The organism is Anaerobacillus arseniciselenatis (assembly GCF_001865995.1).
Lineage (GTDB): Bacteria > Bacillota > Bacilli > Bacillales > Anaerobacillaceae > Anaerobacillus > Anaerobacillus arseniciselenatis.
In genome coordinates, this window is the sequence record NZ_MLQQ01000042.1 from 23626 (window position 1) to 39495 (window position 15870).

Annotated in this window: 12 protein-coding genes; 10 read left to right on the forward strand and 2 right to left on the reverse strand. The window is 36.7% G+C overall.

The features are described from left to right. The first annotated feature begins 9 nt into the window (after positions 1 to 9). The 4 genes from glsA (at position 10) to pyc (ending at position 5650) form a co-directional block, all read left to right on the forward strand. Positions 10 to 942, forward strand: a complete 933-nt coding sequence (gene glsA / locus BKP35_RS14820; RefSeq protein ID WP_071314151.1) for a glutaminase A — start codon at positions 10 to 12, stop codon at positions 940 to 942. Between the two features lie 113 nt (positions 943 to 1055). Continuing rightward, on the forward strand, positions 1056 to 1337 hold the full coding sequence (locus tag BKP35_RS14825; RefSeq protein ID WP_071314152.1) for an Fpa/YlaN family protein: 282 nt from the start codon (positions 1056 to 1058) through the stop codon (positions 1335 to 1337). 109 nt (positions 1338 to 1446) lie between these two features. Further along, on the forward strand, positions 1447 to 1914 hold the full coding sequence (locus BKP35_RS14830; RefSeq protein ID WP_071314153.1) for a site-2 protease family protein: 468 nt from the start codon (positions 1447 to 1449) through the stop codon (positions 1912 to 1914). Positions 1915 to 2200: 286 nt separating this feature from the next. Then, entirely contained in the window at positions 2201 to 5650 is a 3450-nt protein-coding gene (gene pyc, locus BKP35_RS14835) for a pyruvate carboxylase (RefSeq protein ID WP_071314154.1), read from the forward strand. 337 nt (positions 5651 to 5987) lie between these two features. Here the strand turns inward: pyc and BKP35_RS14840 are convergent, their stop codons facing one another. Then, positions 5988 to 7172 carry an NAD(P)/FAD-dependent oxidoreductase gene (locus BKP35_RS14840; protein WP_071314155.1) on the reverse strand — a complete coding sequence of 395 codons (1185 nt, stop codon included), beginning with the start codon at positions 7170 to 7172 and terminating at the stop codon, positions 5988 to 5990. Between the two features lie 304 nt (positions 7173 to 7476). Here BKP35_RS14840 and BKP35_RS14845 point away from each other — a divergent pair, with 304 nt between their 5' ends. Continuing rightward, the gene (locus tag BKP35_RS14845) at positions 7477 to 9258 is read left to right on the forward strand and encodes a TIGR04190 family B12-binding domain/radical SAM domain protein (RefSeq protein WP_071314156.1); all 1782 of its coding nucleotides are present in this window, start codon (positions 7477 to 7479) and stop codon (positions 9256 to 9258) included. A 274-nt stretch (positions 9259 to 9532) separates the two neighbouring features. Here BKP35_RS14845 and BKP35_RS14850 read toward each other — a convergent pair whose 3' ends face one another. Beyond that, positions 9533 to 10432, reverse strand: a complete 900-nt coding sequence (locus BKP35_RS14850) for a COX15/CtaA family protein (RefSeq protein ID WP_139192894.1) — start codon at positions 10430 to 10432, stop codon at positions 9533 to 9535. Between the two features lie 509 nt (positions 10433 to 10941). Here BKP35_RS14850 and cyoE point away from each other — a divergent pair. From cyoE to BKP35_RS14875, 5 genes are read left to right on the forward strand one after another with little or no spacing between them, the layout of a single operon-like run. Next, positions 10942 to 11841, forward strand: a complete 900-nt coding sequence (gene cyoE, locus BKP35_RS14855) for a heme o synthase (protein WP_071314399.1) — start codon at positions 10942 to 10944, stop codon at positions 11839 to 11841. Positions 11842 to 11879: 38 nt separating this feature from the next. After that, positions 11880 to 12890, forward strand: a complete 1011-nt coding sequence (gene coxB, locus BKP35_RS14860; RefSeq protein WP_071314400.1) for a cytochrome c oxidase subunit II — start codon at positions 11880 to 11882, stop codon at positions 12888 to 12890. 22 nt (positions 12891 to 12912) lie between these two features. Continuing rightward, positions 12913 to 14745 (forward strand): cytochrome c oxidase subunit I, encoded by a 1833-nt coding sequence (ctaD, locus tag BKP35_RS14865; RefSeq protein WP_071314157.1) that lies wholly within the window; start codon positions 12913 to 12915, stop codon positions 14743 to 14745. A 1-nt stretch (position 14746) separates the two neighbouring features. Then, a complete protein-coding gene (locus BKP35_RS14870; RefSeq protein WP_071314158.1) occupies positions 14747 to 15364 on the forward strand; it encodes a cytochrome (ubi)quinol oxidase subunit III in 618 nt (205 codons plus the stop codon). Between the two features lie 4 nt (positions 15365 to 15368). Next, complete coding sequence (locus BKP35_RS14875) at positions 15369 to 15713, forward strand: cytochrome C oxidase subunit IV family protein (protein WP_071314159.1); 345 nt, start codon at positions 15369 to 15371, stop codon at positions 15711 to 15713. The last annotated feature ends 157 nt before the right edge of the window (positions 15714 to 15870 follow it).

Genomic DNA, 15870 nt, shown 5'->3' on the forward strand with positions numbered 1-15870 from the left:
GTGCTGAAAATGACAGAGTGTTTACATCAAGAGGCATTAGATGAAATGGTAATGGAAGCAAAAAAGTTCACAAAATACGGCAATGTTGCAGATTACATACCGGCGTTAGGGGATGCTGATCCTGATACGCTTTCAATTGCAGTTTATCGTGGCTATGAAGATTGTTACTCGGCAGGTTGTATTCATGAAAAATTTACGCTACAAAGTATTTCAAAAGTATTGACGTTAGCATTAGCATTAATGGATAGAGGGGAAGATTATGTTTTTTCGCGTGTAGGAATGGAGCCTACAGGTGACCCGTTTAATTCTATCGTTAAGCTTGAATCTAATCGCCCATCAAAGCCTTTGAATCCGATGATTAATGCAGGAGCATTAGCTGTAACTGATATGATCATCGGGGAAAGTACAGGTGAAAAGCTAGGTCGTTTATTAAGCCTGGTTCATGAAATGACGAATAATACTGATCTAGGTTATTGTGAACGAGTCGCTAAATCTGAATTCGAGACAGCGTATTTAAATCGGTCATTATGTTATTTTATGAAACAACACGATGTCATAAAAAGTGATATCGAAGAGTTACTGGATTTATACACGAAGCAATGTGCGATCCAATTAGATTGTCATGATTTAGCAAAGCTAGGTTACGTCATTGCTAATGAAGGGAAAAACCCTGTCACAGAAAGACAAGTAATTCCTCTTCACATCACTAGAATTTTAAAAACATTTATGGTTACTTGTGGGATGTATAATTCTTCAGGTGAATTTGCCATCAAGGTCGGCATCCCTGCAAAAAGTGGTGTTTCAGGGGGGATTATGGGTGCAGTTCCTCACGGTATAGGAATAGGTATTTACGGTCCAGCATTAGATGAACGAGGGAATAGTGTTGCAGGAATGAAGTTGCTAGAGAGCTTATCAAGTAGATGGGATTTAAGTATTTTTTAAAAACGACCATTTTGAAGCGATAAAAGTTTCATAAATATTGCATTTTCTTACTATAAAAGCTATCATAAGGTAATAAGGGACAGTGACACAACTCGTATGGGAGGGAATAACCAATGTCTAACGATGTTCAAACAGGACATAACGAAAAAGCGTACGCCCTTCTAAAAGCGGATGCAAATAAGATTTTAAAACTTATCGAAGTTCAAATGGCAAACTTAACAATGCCACAATGCCCTCTTTATGAAGAGGTTTTAGATACCCAAATGTTCGGCTTGTCTAGGGAAATTGATTTCGCAATCCGCCTTGAGCTTATAGAAGAGGAAAAAGGTAAGGAACTGTTAGCTGCACTTGAACGGGAACTTGCAGCTCTTCATGAAGCGTCTATGAAAAGATAACTTTATTAAAAAAAGATGACTCTTTTGAGCATCCCTTTTGGTTTTAGATGGGAAGCGCTCAAACAGAAGTCATCTTTTTTTTTAAAAGATAAGAAAGATAGGGGAACTTATGGAATATATATTATTTATCATTTTTTGCTTTTTTACAATTATACCTCTAACTACCTTACTTCACGAATTAGGACATTACTTTATGACTAAATTTTATTTCGTTGACAATGTCACAATAAGTGTTGGGAGTGGTAAAAAGCTCATTCACTTTAAATTAAAAAGTTTAACGTTTGTTCTTCGCATATTTCCTTATGGAGGAGCAACTTTTTTTGAATTGACTTCATACTTATCTCCTTTAAAACAAATTTGGATCTCCCTCGGGGGTCCATTACTAAATGCCTTCATAGCTATTCTTTTATTTTCCCCAGTTTTAGGGAATGACCTCGACTTTATTACGCTATGGCTTCAATGGTTTGCGTTATTTAATCTTTGGGTATGTGTGATGAATTTAATTCCATATAAAATAGGGATGTTTTATTCAGACGGTTGGGTAATAGTAAAAGCGATAAGAGAAATTTTAAAGTGAAATTCACTCCATTTAATTTAATGAATTTCATAATTCATGATTCTCTCCACTAAGATCAATATATAGTTGCGTCAAAACCATTCGCAAACTATATATTGCATGATGTGGCTCAATTTTTGGTAATTATGAAATTCACTCAAATAATAAAAAATTCAGCATTTTTAATAAAATTTCCTTTAAATATTTTTTGAAAAAATGTATGATAGATATTAAGTCTATTTTGGAGTACTTATGAGCTGATCATCAGACGTGTAGGTGATTAAAAATTGTCAGGAGGCGTTGTAACATGAATAGGTTAAATAAGATCAAAAAAGTATTAGTCGCAAATCGTGGTGAAATAGCAATTCGAATTTTTCGAGCTTGTACAGAACTACATATTCGTACTGTTGCCATTTACTCTAATGAGGATACGGGTGCTTATCATCGTTATAAGGCAGATGAAGCTTATTTAGTCGGTGAAGGAAAAAAGCCGATCGATGCTTATTTAGACATTGATGGAATTATTGAAATTGCTAAACGAAATGGTGTCGATGCTATTCATCCAGGGTACGGTTTTCTTTCGGAAAATATTCATTTTGCGAAGCGTTGTGAAGAAGAAGGGATTATTTTCATAGGTCCGCGTTCTGAGCATTTAACTATGTTTGGCGATAAAGTGCAAGCACGGACACAAGCGATTAATGCCGGTTTACCGGTTATTCCAGGAAGTGATGGTCCAGTTAATAGCGTGGAAGAAGTAAGTAGTTTTGCTCGTCAACACGGCTTTCCTTTTATTATTAAAGCTTCACTCGGAGGTGGAGGCCGCGGTATGAGAATTGTTCGATCTCAAGATGAGCTAAGTGAAGCTTATGATCGAGCTAAATCAGAAGCTAAATCGGCATTTGGTAATGATGAAGTTTATGTTGAAAAATTTATTGAAAACCCAAAACATATTGAAGTTCAAATATTAGGTGACGGTAGCGGAAATATCATCCATCTTTATGAAAGAGATTGTTCCGTACAACGCCGTCACCAAAAAGTAGTAGAGATTGCTCCAAGTGTGTCGTTAACCGATGAAGTTAGGGAAAAAATTTGTGCTGCTGCTGTTCAATTAATGGAAAATGTCGGCTATATCAACGCTGGAACTGTTGAGTTTTTAGTCACTGATTCTGGTGAGTTCTACTTTATTGAAGTAAACCCACGTGTTCAAGTAGAGCACACGATTACAGAGATGGTCACCGGTGTCGACATTGTTCAAGCGCAAATTTTTATTGCTGATGGAGAAGAAATTCACGGGAAAAAGCTGAATATCCCGAGTCAAGATAAAATTATGTGCCACGGTTATGCGATCCAATCACGCGTAACAACGGAAGACCCGAGTAATAATTTTATGCCGGATACAGGTAGGATTTCCGTGTATCGTTCAGGTGGCGGATTTGGCGTGAGACTTGATGCTGGTAACGGTTTTCAAGGATCTGTGATATCTCCGTATTACGATTCTTTACTAGTGAAATTATCGACATGGGCTCTAAACTTTGAAGATGCAGCATCAAAGATGTTAAGGAATTTAAGGGAGTTTAGAATCCGTGGAATAAAAACAAATATCGCCTTTTTAGAAAATGTTGTTCAACACGAGAAGTTTTTAAATGGTGAATACAATACATCTTTTATTGATACAACTCCTGAGTTATTTGTTTTTCCGAAACGAAAAGATCGTGGAACGAAAATGTTAACATTTATTGGTGAAACAACGATCAATGGGTACCCTGGTTTAGAGAATGTGAAAAAGCCTGTATTTGATCAACCAGCTATTCCTAAATTAAACTTGTTAGAGCCAATTCCAAACGGCACTAAGCAAATTTTAGATGAAAGAGGCGCTGACGGTGTTGCAAAATGGGTGAAGGAACAAAAGGGAGTGTTACTTACTGATACGACATTCCGTGATGCTCATCAATCTCTGTTGGCAACACGAGTTAGAACTAACGATTTAAAGAGAATTGCCGAACCTACGGCGAGAATGCTCCCTCATTTGTTTTCTTCTGAAATGTGGGGAGGAGCAACCTTTGATGTTGCAATGAGGTTTTTACATGAAGATCCGTGGGAGCGTTTATTAACGTTAAGAAAGCAAATGCCGAACGTCCTTTTACAAATGCTACTTCGCTCATCAAATGCGGTTGGGTATACGAATTATCCGGATAATCTTATTGAAGAGTTTGTTCAAAAATCGGCAGAGGCAGGGATTGATGTATTTCGAATTTTTGACAGTTTAAACTGGGTTCCTGGGATGACACTAACTATTGATGCTGTTCGTTCATCAGGTAAAATCGCTGAGGCAACGATGTGTTATACGGGTGATATTTTAGATCCGAATAGACCGAAGTACAATCTTGATTATTATAAAGCGCTGGCAAAAGAACTCGAACAATCGGGAGCTCATATTCTTGGCATAAAAGATATGGCAGGTTTATTAAAACCAGAAGCAGCTTACAAACTTGTGTCTACACTGAAAGAGTCGATTGACATTCCGATACACTTGCATACACACGATACGAGTGGAAACGGCCTATTCACATATGCAAGAGCGATTGAAGCAGGTGTTGATATTGTCGATGTTGCTGTAGGATCGATGGCTGGACTTACTTCACAACCGAGCATGAATAGCCTGTATTATGCTCTTTCTGGTAGTGATAGGCAACCGAATGTCGATATTGGAGCCGTTGAAAAGTTAGGTGAATACTGGGAAGATACTAGAAAGTATTATCAAGGGTTTGAGAGTGGCATGAACGCTCCGCACTCAGAGGTATATGAACATGAAATGCCTGGCGGACAGTATAGTAACTTACAACAGCAAGCCAAGGCAGTTGGCTTGAAAAACCGTTGGAATGAAGTGAAAAAGATGTACCGAACGGTTAACGATATGTTCGGGGATGTCGTAAAGGTAACACCATCTTCGAAAATCGTTGGTGATATGGCCTTATTTATGGTACAAAATAATTTAACTGAAGAAGATATTTTCGAACGTGGTAGTTCGTTAGACTTCCCTGATTCTGTTGTTGAATTTTTCCAAGGGAACTTAGGGCAACCTTATCAAGGCTTTCCTGAAAAATTACAACAAATTATTTTGAAAGGGAAGAAAGCATTTACGACAAGACCAGGTGAAAACTTACCAGCGGTTAACTTTGATTCGCTAAAAGAAGAATTATTTGAAAAGTTAAACCGTCAAGTAACTGACTTTGATATTATTTCTTATGCACTTTATCCAAAGGTTTATTTAGACCAACAGCGCTTTTATGAACAGTTTGGAGATTTATCAGTTCTTGATACGCCGACATTTTTGTATGGGTTAAGACTCGGTGAAGAAATTAAAGTGGAAATTGAGCAAGGAAAAACGTTAATCGTGAAACTAGTTTCAGTTGGCGAGGCCCAAAAAGATGGTACGAGAATTCTTTATTTTGAATTAAATGGACAGCGACGTGAAGTCGTTATTAAAGATCAAAATGTAGAGAGTACCGTTTCTGTGAAAGTAAAGGCAGACAAAGGGAACAACAACCATATTGGAGCAACGATGCCTGGTACGGTCGTAAAAACACTTGTATCAGCTGGTGATAAGGTTAAAAAAGGTGACCATCTCATGATTACTGAAGCGATGAAAATGGAAACAACTGTGCAAGCACCATTTAATGGAGTCGTAGAGCGGGTTCACGTTCATAACGGAGAAGCGATACAAACCGGTGATTTATTAATTGAGCTCAACATTTAATTAAAAGGGCTAGAATGAATTCTAAAAAAGGGGAGTCCGATAACAAAGTGTCAACCAATACCATTGGTGAACTTATATCGGACTTCTTTTTAGTAAAGTAATCAGGTGTTTAAAGCGCTGCGCTTTTCGATGCTCCTGCGGTTACTCGTCGCAAAGCTCAAGGAGTAATTCGAAGAAGTTGCTTCGCTGACCAAGGCGCCTCCGCTTTTCTTATCTGTCTAGTTCCAGGCGCCATCGGCTCGACCACTTCAGTCCTTCCCTTGCGGTCTAAAACCTGACCGCTACGGGCAGGCCTTCCAGTGCTTTTCGCCGACAGGCAGGCGCCTTGCACTTTTCTTCATATAAACATTTTTTTGAATAAGAGCTTAAGGCCACCTAGTTTTAAGTAGTAGCGCCATTCAGTTACTTTTTTCAAAAATGAAGCAATTCTCCCTTTCACTTTTACACCATAAACTACCCCAGTAGCTTTTTTTCTACCTAAAGACATTAACGTACCTCGGTACACATATTTAAAAGGTTTCAGTTTTTCTCCTTTAATTAATGCAATAAGGTTTTTAGCACAGTGCTCTCCTTGTTGAATAGCTATTTGAGCTGTTGGTGGCTCTTCATTTCCTTTATCATCGATAAATATACTACTATCACCAATAAAGAATATATTCTTTTCTCCTGGGACTTGTAAAAATTGATTAATCTTAACACGGCCATTTTTTACATTAAATCCAGATTGAGCTGCTAGATGACTCCCTTTAATACCAACCGTCCAAACGATTGTATTTGCGCGTATCTTCTCTGAATTGCTTAAAACTACACCGTCGCTTTCACAACGAATAACTTTTTCATTACAAATAATTTTTATTCCATACTGTTCTAAAATAAATAACGAATAATTTATAATTTCTTGATCGAATTCCCTTAAAATTGATGAACTAGCTTCAATACAAGTAATTTTAATTTTTTCTAAAGGAACTTTATATTTGTTACATAAGGAAGGTGCGTTATAGGCCAATTCTGATAAAAACTCGACACCAGTAAAGCCACCACCAACAACGATAAAACTTAATAAATCGTCATTAGTCTCTTTACTATATCTTTGAAACATTTTTTCGATTTGATTTCTTAGTTTGTGGATACTATCAGAATTGAAAATAAAATATGTGTGTTCTCCTACACCAGGAATCTCATATGTTTCTGGTACTGCCCCAAATGCAACGACTAAATAATCATATACGATCTCTTCATTTTCTAGATAGACTTTTTTATTTTCTTTATCGATACCGATAACATTTGACTTCTTAAATGTAACGGTATTTGTATCAACGACCTCATTTATCATGATTTTGATTTCTTCTTCTTCTAAAGTGCCGGCAGGAGGTTCATGTAACTTAGTCGTTAAATATTGATAATCTTCATTGTTTACAAGAATAATATCTGCTTCTTCTCTTTTTAACTTCTTCTGTAAATTTACGACAGTCATTAAACCCGCATACCCACCGCCAAGAATAACTATTTTATTTTTTTTCATACTAGCCACCTTCCTATTCTAAAAAAGTAAGTTTGCGAATCGTTCCTTTATTCAATATCAATATATGCAGGTCAAACTAGTTTGTGAATTATTTCACAAAAAGTTCTTTTTTAAAAGCTATCGTCCTATTTAAAGATTTATAGTTAGCATCTAGCACTTCTTTCACAAAAAGACCGAAAAACGATATTGTTTACGAAATTAACCTTTCAATTTTGAACATTAAAAGAAAAATACTGTTTTTCATTGTTTGAAACTAACGAACTGAATACTTTAAAGTATGCAAAATTATAAGGAGGTGCTTTAGGTGAAAGTTGATTTAGCACTTTTACACCCACCAAGTGTGTATGACTTTAGGGAAAAATCGTTATTAGTTGGTCCAATTAGTGATGTGGTCCCATCTTCACCAATCTTTGAAATGTATCCCATCGGATTAACTAGTATAGGAGATTATTTAGAAAGAGATGGATATCGAGTAAAGATCATAAATATCGCTAATAGGATGGTGTTGGATCCTAAATTTGATGTAGAGAAAAAGATAAAAAAAATTAAAACGAAAGCGTTTGGTATTGATCTCCATTGGTTACCACATGCCCACGGTAGCCTTGAACTTGCAAAAATTATAAAAAAGTACCATCCAAATGTACCGGTGATTTTGGGTGGTTTATCATCTTCTTATTATCACGAAGAATTAATAAAATCCCCGTATGTTGATTTTGTATTTCGTGGTGATTCTACAGAAGAATTAATTTTGCAATGGATGAAGCAAATTGAGCGTGGTGAGGAAAATTTTTCAATAATTCCTAATTTAACGTGGAAAAAAGACGGGAAGCCGATCATTAATGATCAAACGTATGTAGTAGATAACTTGGATGAATTTGATATTCCAGGATATCGTTATGTGATCCGTTCCGTATTTAAATATTGGAACTTTTTAGATCCACTTCCTTATTCAGATTGGCTAAAATATCCTAACACGGCATTATTAACTTCAAAGGGCTGTAATTATAATTGTTTAATTTGCGGTGGAACGAAATCATCTTACGAGATGTTATGTAACCGTAAAAAAATAGCGATGCGCTCACCTAGTAAATTAGAAAAAGACATATTATTTATTCAACGGTTTAGTAGAGCACCCATTTTCCTCTTAAATGATATTCGGCAAGGAGGAGCAGAGTACGTTTCTGACTTTTTGAATCGTTTGCAAAACAGAAAAGCGAAGCTGAAAAATGAATTAGTGTTTGAACTGTTTCACTCAGCAGGTGATGAGTTTTTTGGTGAAATAGAAAAATCTATTCCTAAGTATAGTATTGAAATAACTTTGGAAAGCTTTGATGAAGAAATACGAAGAGTTAATGGAAAATTTAATTGTACGAATGAAAAGGTAATAGAAACGATCCTGTCAGCTTTAAACCACAATTGTTCAAAAATTGATCTGTTTTTTATGGTCGGTATACCCGGACAAAACTATGAAAGTGCTATTAAAAACGTAGAGTTTTGTGAAGAAATCCATTTAAGATGTAATCAAGACAAGAGGTTATCTTATTTTATTGCGCCGTTAGCTCCTTTTCTTGATCCAGGAAGTCCTGCTTTTGAAAATCCTGAGTTACATGGCTATAAAAAGTTTTGTCACACGGTAGAAGATCATCGAAATGCTCTTATACAACCTTCATGGAAATACATGTTAAGTTATGAAACGAAGGATTTATCAAGAGATGATATTGTTAGGGCAACGTATGAATCTGCTTTAGCCCTTAACGCCTTTAAATATAAATATAAACTAATCGATGAATTAACATATGAGCAAGTGAAGAAAAAAGTAAATTATTCATTAAATTTTATCGATGAGATTGATAGAATAATACAATTACCAGAAGGGGAGAAAGTTAAGGGGTTTGAAAATATAAAAAAAGAAGTTCGTGAACTAAACAGTTATAGTATTTGTGGAAAAGATGAATTGAAGTGGGAAGTGAAGAAGAATTATGCTAACCCACTGTCGCTCACAATTGTCGGGCTAGAACTTCTAATTAAAGATAAATTTAATAATATTAAAACAACTTTTGCAAAACTTTTTAAAAGAAAAAAATAAGAGGGTGTCCCCAAAAAAATGTCAGTCACCGAAGACGTTAAAGAGGGTGGGACAAAAGTGTCTGACACCACGCGGTTCCTACTAAATATAGACGTAAAGATTTATCATATGTCTATATTCGGTGTCTAGCGGTGTCTGACACTTTGTTTTGTCCCACCCTCTTTATTTTTTGTGACATAAAGTAACTATATGTAGTTGCGTTAAGTCGTTCGCAACTACATATAGTTTGATATGCTCGATTTAGGTAATTATAAAATTCACTCATATAGTTTTATTATTGCTTCGATCTTGTAGCAAGCATCACTAAATAACTAATGGCTCCAAACAAACATGTAATTAAAAAGGCATGAAGCATTGCCGAAAATAAGCTCATCGCTGTAAATACAACATAGGCACCACTCAATACTTGAGCAGTAACTAAAAATAACGATATAAAAGTCGTATAGCGAAATGCAGACTCCTCTTTATAGTAGTTGTATACATATATTGCCAGTGCTAAAATGATTAAAAACATTAGCCCGGCAGCAACGCGATGCCCAAATTGAACAGCTATACTACTTTGGAGTTGTGGGATTACTTGCCCATTACATAATGGCCAACCGGCACAAGCTAAGCTAGAACCAGTGTGACGTACGAGCGCTCCTGTGTAAACAACAATATATAAATAAGTAAATATAAAGTAAATAAAGCCTCTCAGCCCTTTTTTCATACGTGGTGTGCGTATTTTCGGTCCTTTGTCTTCTTCAAACACAAGTATTGTTAATAAGAGGACACTTGCAAATGAGATTAATGAAAAACCGAAGTGCAATGCTAACACCGCTGATGATTGCCCCCACATAACTGCTGCAGCACCTAACAACCCTTGGAAAACAATAAATAAAATTGCGATGATGGAAAGGAATTTGGTTTCTCTTATATGAGAAAATTTTCTCCACATCCAAATTGCTAGAATAATAACCATTAATCCGAGAATCCCAGAAACAAAGCGATGACTATATTCGATAATCGTTTCTGCAGTTGAAATAGATTCAGGAATGACTTGACCGTGACAAAGTGGCCATGAGTCGCCACAACCTTGTCCGGAATCGGTTTTTGTTACTAACGCTCCTTGCAATAGAACAATAATCATTCCGATGGTGGTTAGTATGGAAAAGATTTTAAGTTTTTTATTCAAGGTGCTCACCTGACCTTTTTGTGTTAATGAAAAGCTTTTGAAATGAGCCAAAAAGCGGCTTCTGTAAGAGGCCTTCGGAGTGAAGCTACTGCCTGAGTTACTTCTTCGCAGCTTTGCGACGAGTAATCGCAGGAGCATTTCGCCGATAGGCGGGCGCCTTGCGCTTTTCTTGACTACTTCATTTTAAGTACAAAATAAGAAATTGTCAATTTACCACATTAAGCATATAATTACCGTTAGCAATATAAAAATGTTACAATCTACTTAATAAAAAATGAAATTGGAAAATATAAGTGATGAAAATCACTGTGATTTCATTTATAATGTGATTGTTGAGTAGTTTTCCACTAACTTCATGTTGTTAAATGCTGTTTATTCAATAATTATACGGTAACTGACATAATGTAATCATATAAGTGGATTTCATTTATATATTTGTAGCTTAGTAGTTTTTATAATTTTCAGGGGGTGAAATTTTGAATAAAACTGTTTTAGAAGGTGCGAAAGTAATGGATACAACAATTACAAATGTATCTAATAGCGATGTTAGTTGGAGAGATTTTCTTGCCTTAACTAAAGTTGGGATCGTTATGTCGAATATGATTACAGCTTTTGCAGGAATGTACTTAGCCGCTTACTATATGGATGTTCAATTATTATCAAATATACAACTTGTTATTTTTGGTTTGTTAGGTTCTGCACTAGTAATGGCAGGTGGATGTAGTTTAAACAATTACATTGATAGAGATATCGACCATTTAATGGAAAGAACTAACGCAAGACCAACAGTTACGGGGAAAATTCCTGAAAAGCAAGTATTAATATTCGGATTAACATTATCTGCATTAGGGATTTTATTTTTATTGTTAGCGTCCTTCAGTGCAGTGGTTTTAGGTTTCATAGGTTTGATTTTTTACGTCGTTATCTACACGATGTGGACAAAAAGAACAACATCATTAAACACGATTGTAGGTAGTGTATCAGGGGCAGTACCGCCACTGATTGGGTGGGCAGCGATTGATCCAGGATTACATCCGTTTGCATGGGTCTTATTTTTAATCATGTTCATTTGGCAACCACCTCATTTCTTAGCATTAGCTATGAAGCGTTGCGAGGAATATCGAAAAGCGGGCATTCCGATGCTACCAGTCGTATCAAGCTTTGCAGTTACTAAACGTCAGATGGTGTTTTATGTTGCAGCACTTATTCCAATTTCATTGTTGCTTGCACCGGCTTTTGGTACTGTCTATACTTCAATAGCCTTATTACTTGGAGTAGGCTGGTTAGCTCTAGGTTTGGCTGGTTTCTTTATGAAGGATGACATGAAATGGGCGCGTTTAATGTTTGTTTATTCGCTGAACTACTTAACAATTATTTTTATTTTAATGGTTGTAATCCACATTGTTTAGAATAAATTAAATATCCAAAAGGGAGGTTTACAACTTTGATGAAACAACTCGGCAAGCTACTTCCGTTAACAGCAATTATATTTTTGCTTACCGGCTGTGGTGAATTGAATTTAACTGCCCTTGATCCTCAAGGACCTGTTGCCCAGATGCAATTATCACTTATAAAACTCAGTCTTTACATTATGATTATTGTTATTGTGGTAGTATTTGCAATCTTCGCTTACGTTCTTTGGCGATATCGAGAAAAACCAGGCGATACACATATTCCAAAGCAAGTAGAGGGTAGTAAAACGCTAGAAATTATTTGGACAACGATCCCAGTCCTTCTATTAATCGTTCTAGCAGTACCGAACGTAATGGATACGTTTACACTTGCAAATGTTGAAGCAGACGAAAACTCGATTACCGTTAAAGTAACCGCACACCAATTTTGGTGGGAATTTGAATATCCTGACCACAATGTAATAGCAGGGCAGGACATGTATATTCCGACGGATACAAAGATTATTGTTCAACTTGAAGCATCTGATGTAATGCATTCATTTTGGGTTCCAGCTTTAGCAGGTAAACAAGATAATGTTCCAGGAATAACTAATGAAATGTGGTTAGAAGCAGAACATCCAGGTGTATACAAAGGGAAGTGTACAGAGCTTTGTGGGGAAGGACATTGGTTAATGGACTTTAGAGTTATTGCTGTTGAACCGGATAAGTTTGACAAATGGGCAACGAATATGGGCGAGCCAGAACAAGAACCAGCCACTCAATTGGCGGAAACTGGTCGTGAAGTATTCCAGGCAAGTTGTATTGCTTGTCATGCGGTCGGCGGTGTTGGTGGAAATCCGGTAGCTGGTGGACCAGACCTTACAAACTTTGGAGAAAGAGAAGTGATTGCTGGCTTCTTAGAATTCAATGATGAAAACTTAGAAAAATGGTTACGATATCCTGCTGAAACTAAGCCTGGAAATACGATGCCAGCATTTAATCATCTTGATGATAGTGAGATGGAAGCATTAATTGAATATATGAAAGGCTTAAAAGTCTTAGACTAGCCGAAAAAGGAGGTAACTTCAATTGTCAAACTCACAAGCTTTGAAAAAAAGCGTGCTTTGGGATTGGCTGACGACTGTTGACCATAAAAAAATTGGTATCATGTATTTGGTCGCCGGTGCGTTCTTCTTCGTGTTAGGTGGACTTGAAGCCATGATAATACGAGCGCAGTTAATGTTCCCAGAGTTAAATATAGTTAGTGCACAAGCTTTTAATGAGCTAATAACGATGCACGGTACAACAATGATCTTTTTAGCGGCGATGCCGTTACTATTTGGATTTATGAACTTTATAGTACCACTGCAAATTGGTGCAAGGGATGTTGCATTCCCGTTTTTGAATTCGTTAGGTTTTTGGTTATTTTTATTTGGTGGAATTTTACTTAATCTCAGTTGGTTCTTTGGGGGAGCCCCTGATGCAGGTTGGACAGCGTATGTTCCACTTTCTAGTGCTGAATATGCAGGAACGGGTTTAGATTATTATGTTTTAGGATTACAAATCAGTGGTGCAGGGACGTTAATCGGAGGTATTAACTTCTTAGTAACCATTATTACGATGAGAGCACCAGGGATGACGATGATGAAAATGCCATTATTTACATGGAGTTCATTCGTATCATCTGCACTAATTTTATTTGCATTTCCAGCATTAACAGTAGGTTTGTTCTTATTAATGTTTGAGCGACTTTTTGGGGCGAATTACTTCATTGTTGAAGCTGGAGGTAACGTTGTTATTTGGCAACATTTGTTCTGGATATTTGGGCATCCAGAAGTATATATTTTAATTTTACCGGCATTTGGTATTTTTTCTGAAGTACTATCTACATTTTCTAAAAAGCGCTTATTTGGATATAGCGCAATGGTATTTGCAACATTGATTATCGGATTTTTAGGATTTATGGTGTGGGCGCACCATATGTTCACCGTAGGTATGGGACCTGTAGCTAACGCAATTTTTGCAGTTGCGACGATGGCTATCGCCGTTCCTACAGGGATTAAAATCTTTAACTGGTTATTTACACTTTGGGGTGGAAGAATTAAATTTACGACTGCAAACCTGTTTGCGTTAGGTTTTATTCCTTCATTCGTATTAGGTGGAGTAACTGGGGTAATGCTTGCAACATCAGCAGCTAACTATCAGTTCCACGACACGTATTTCGTCGTTGCTCACTTCCACTATGTCATTATCGGTGGGGTAGTATTCGGATTATTTGCGGGGACATTTTATTGGTGGCCGAAGATTTTTGGATATATGTTAAACGAAACGTTAGGAAAATGGTTTTTCTGGTTATTCTTTATCGGTTTCCATTTAACTTTCTTCGTTCAGCACTTCCTAGGCTTAATGGGTATGCCTAGACGTGTTGCTTCTTATTTAGATGGTCAAGGGTTAAACGATCTAAACTTTATTAGTACAATTGGGGCCTTCTTTATGGCGGTAGCGTTTGTCATCTTGCTTGTAAATATTTTTGTTGCAAGAAATGATAAAGCAGTAGCGGATCCATGGGATGGACGTACGTTAGAGTGGGCAACACCAACTCCTGTACCAGAGTATAACTTTGCTCAGACGCCAGTAGCGCGTGAACTTGATGCGTTATGGTATGAGAAAATGCAAGGCAATAAAAAGTTACCTGTTGCAGAGCCATTAGGTGAAATTCATATGCCGAATGGGTCGATTTTACCAATCATTATGTCACTCGGATTATTTATAGCAAGTTTCGGATTTATTTATGCAACATACTGGGTTTCAGTTATAGGACTTGGTTTAACTCTAGGATGTATGGTTGTAAGGTCGGTAAAAGAAGATCACGGTTATCATATTCCTGTTGAAGAGATTAAGCAAGATAAGGAGGTAGGATAATATGGGTCACGCTCAGCATAATACTGACACTCTTCCTCCGAATCCTGAAAAAGCAACTCTTGAAGGTCGTAATAAGTTTTTAGCGTTTTGGTTTTTCTTAGGTGGGGAAACAGTTCTTTTTGCTAGTCTTTTCGGAACGTATTTAGGATTGCGTAACGGAACAGCTGGTGGACCAACAGCAGCAGAGATTTTTGACTTATTTCTTGTCTTTATTATGACAACGATCCTACTAACTAGTAGTTTAACGAGTGTTTTTGCGATGCTCGCAATGAAAAAAGGGAATTTTAAACAAATGTTAGTATGGATGTGGGTAACGGTTGGTTTAGGGGTTGCATTCTTAGGTCTAGAAATCTATGAATTCTATGTGTATGTAGGCTATGGTTTAACATTTACAACGAGTGCATTTGGATCTGCGTTTTATACGTTAGTCGGCTTCCACGGGGCTCACGTTGCCTTTGGTATCGGCTGGATCGTTACGTTATTAATTCGCTATCGTAAGAGCGGGTTAACATTAACAAATGCACCGAAGTTTTATTTAGCAAGTTTATACTGGCACTTTATTGATGTCGTATGGGTATTTATTTTCACTGTCGTATATTTAATGGGAATAGGAGGATAGATGCATGGAACCAAAGTTAAATACGAATCAACCACAAGTCAATCTTTCGAAAAAAGAAAAGATAAAGCTTGAGCGTGAAATGAGACACCAAATTATCACCTTTGTAGTAATGATCTTTTTCACAGCACTAGCTTTCATGTCTGTTGCGAGTGATTTAATTCCTGCATCGTTCGCAGTACCATTTATTTTAATCCTTGCAGTCATTCAAGTGATCTTACAGCTATACTATTTCATGCACTTAAAGGACAAAGACCACGAGTGGCCAAATGCCTTTATGTTGTCAGGAATAGTCATTATTATACCGATGGTTGCAGCGTTAATGCTATTATTAGGAGTAGTAAAATATTAGGTTGACACTGAGAAGCTAACTACATTGTTTAATGTAGTTAGCTTCTTCTTAGTTGAATTAAAAATTAAAAATGTACAATTTAGGTTTGTAAATTTGTATGAAAAAAGGTGGATGCTTTCGTGAACGAGCCTCTGAGATTCGATAGAAGGTCACAGCG

What these genes read in the sequence shown, in the direction of transcription:
- glsA (WP_071314151.1), top strand. Translation starts at nt 10, where the DNA reads ATGACAGAGTGTTTACATCAAGAGGCATTAGATGAAATGGTAATGGAA.
- BKP35_RS14825 (WP_071314152.1), top strand. Translation starts at nt 1,056, where the DNA reads ATGTCTAACGATGTTCAAACAGGACATAACGAAAAAGCGTACGCCCTT.
- BKP35_RS14830 (WP_071314153.1), top strand. Translation starts at nt 1,447, where the DNA reads ATGGAATATATATTATTTATCATTTTTTGCTTTTTTACAATTATACCT.
- pyc (WP_071314154.1), top strand. Translation starts at nt 2,201, where the DNA reads ATGAATAGGTTAAATAAGATCAAAAAAGTATTAGTCGCAAATCGTGGT.
- BKP35_RS14840 (WP_071314155.1), bottom strand. Translation starts at nt 7,172, where the DNA reads ATGAAAAAAAATAAAATAGTTATTCTTGGCGGTGGGTATGCGGGTTTA.
- cyoE (WP_071314399.1), top strand. Translation starts at nt 10,942, where the DNA reads ATGGATACAACAATTACAAATGTATCTAATAGCGATGTTAGTTGGAGA.
- coxB (WP_071314400.1), top strand. Translation starts at nt 11,880, where the DNA reads ATGAAACAACTCGGCAAGCTACTTCCGTTAACAGCAATTATATTTTTG.
- BKP35_RS14870 (WP_071314158.1), top strand. Translation starts at nt 14,747, where the DNA reads ATGGGTCACGCTCAGCATAATACTGACACTCTTCCTCCGAATCCTGAA.
- BKP35_RS14875 (WP_071314159.1), top strand. Translation starts at nt 15,369, where the DNA reads ATGGAACCAAAGTTAAATACGAATCAACCACAAGTCAATCTTTCGAAA.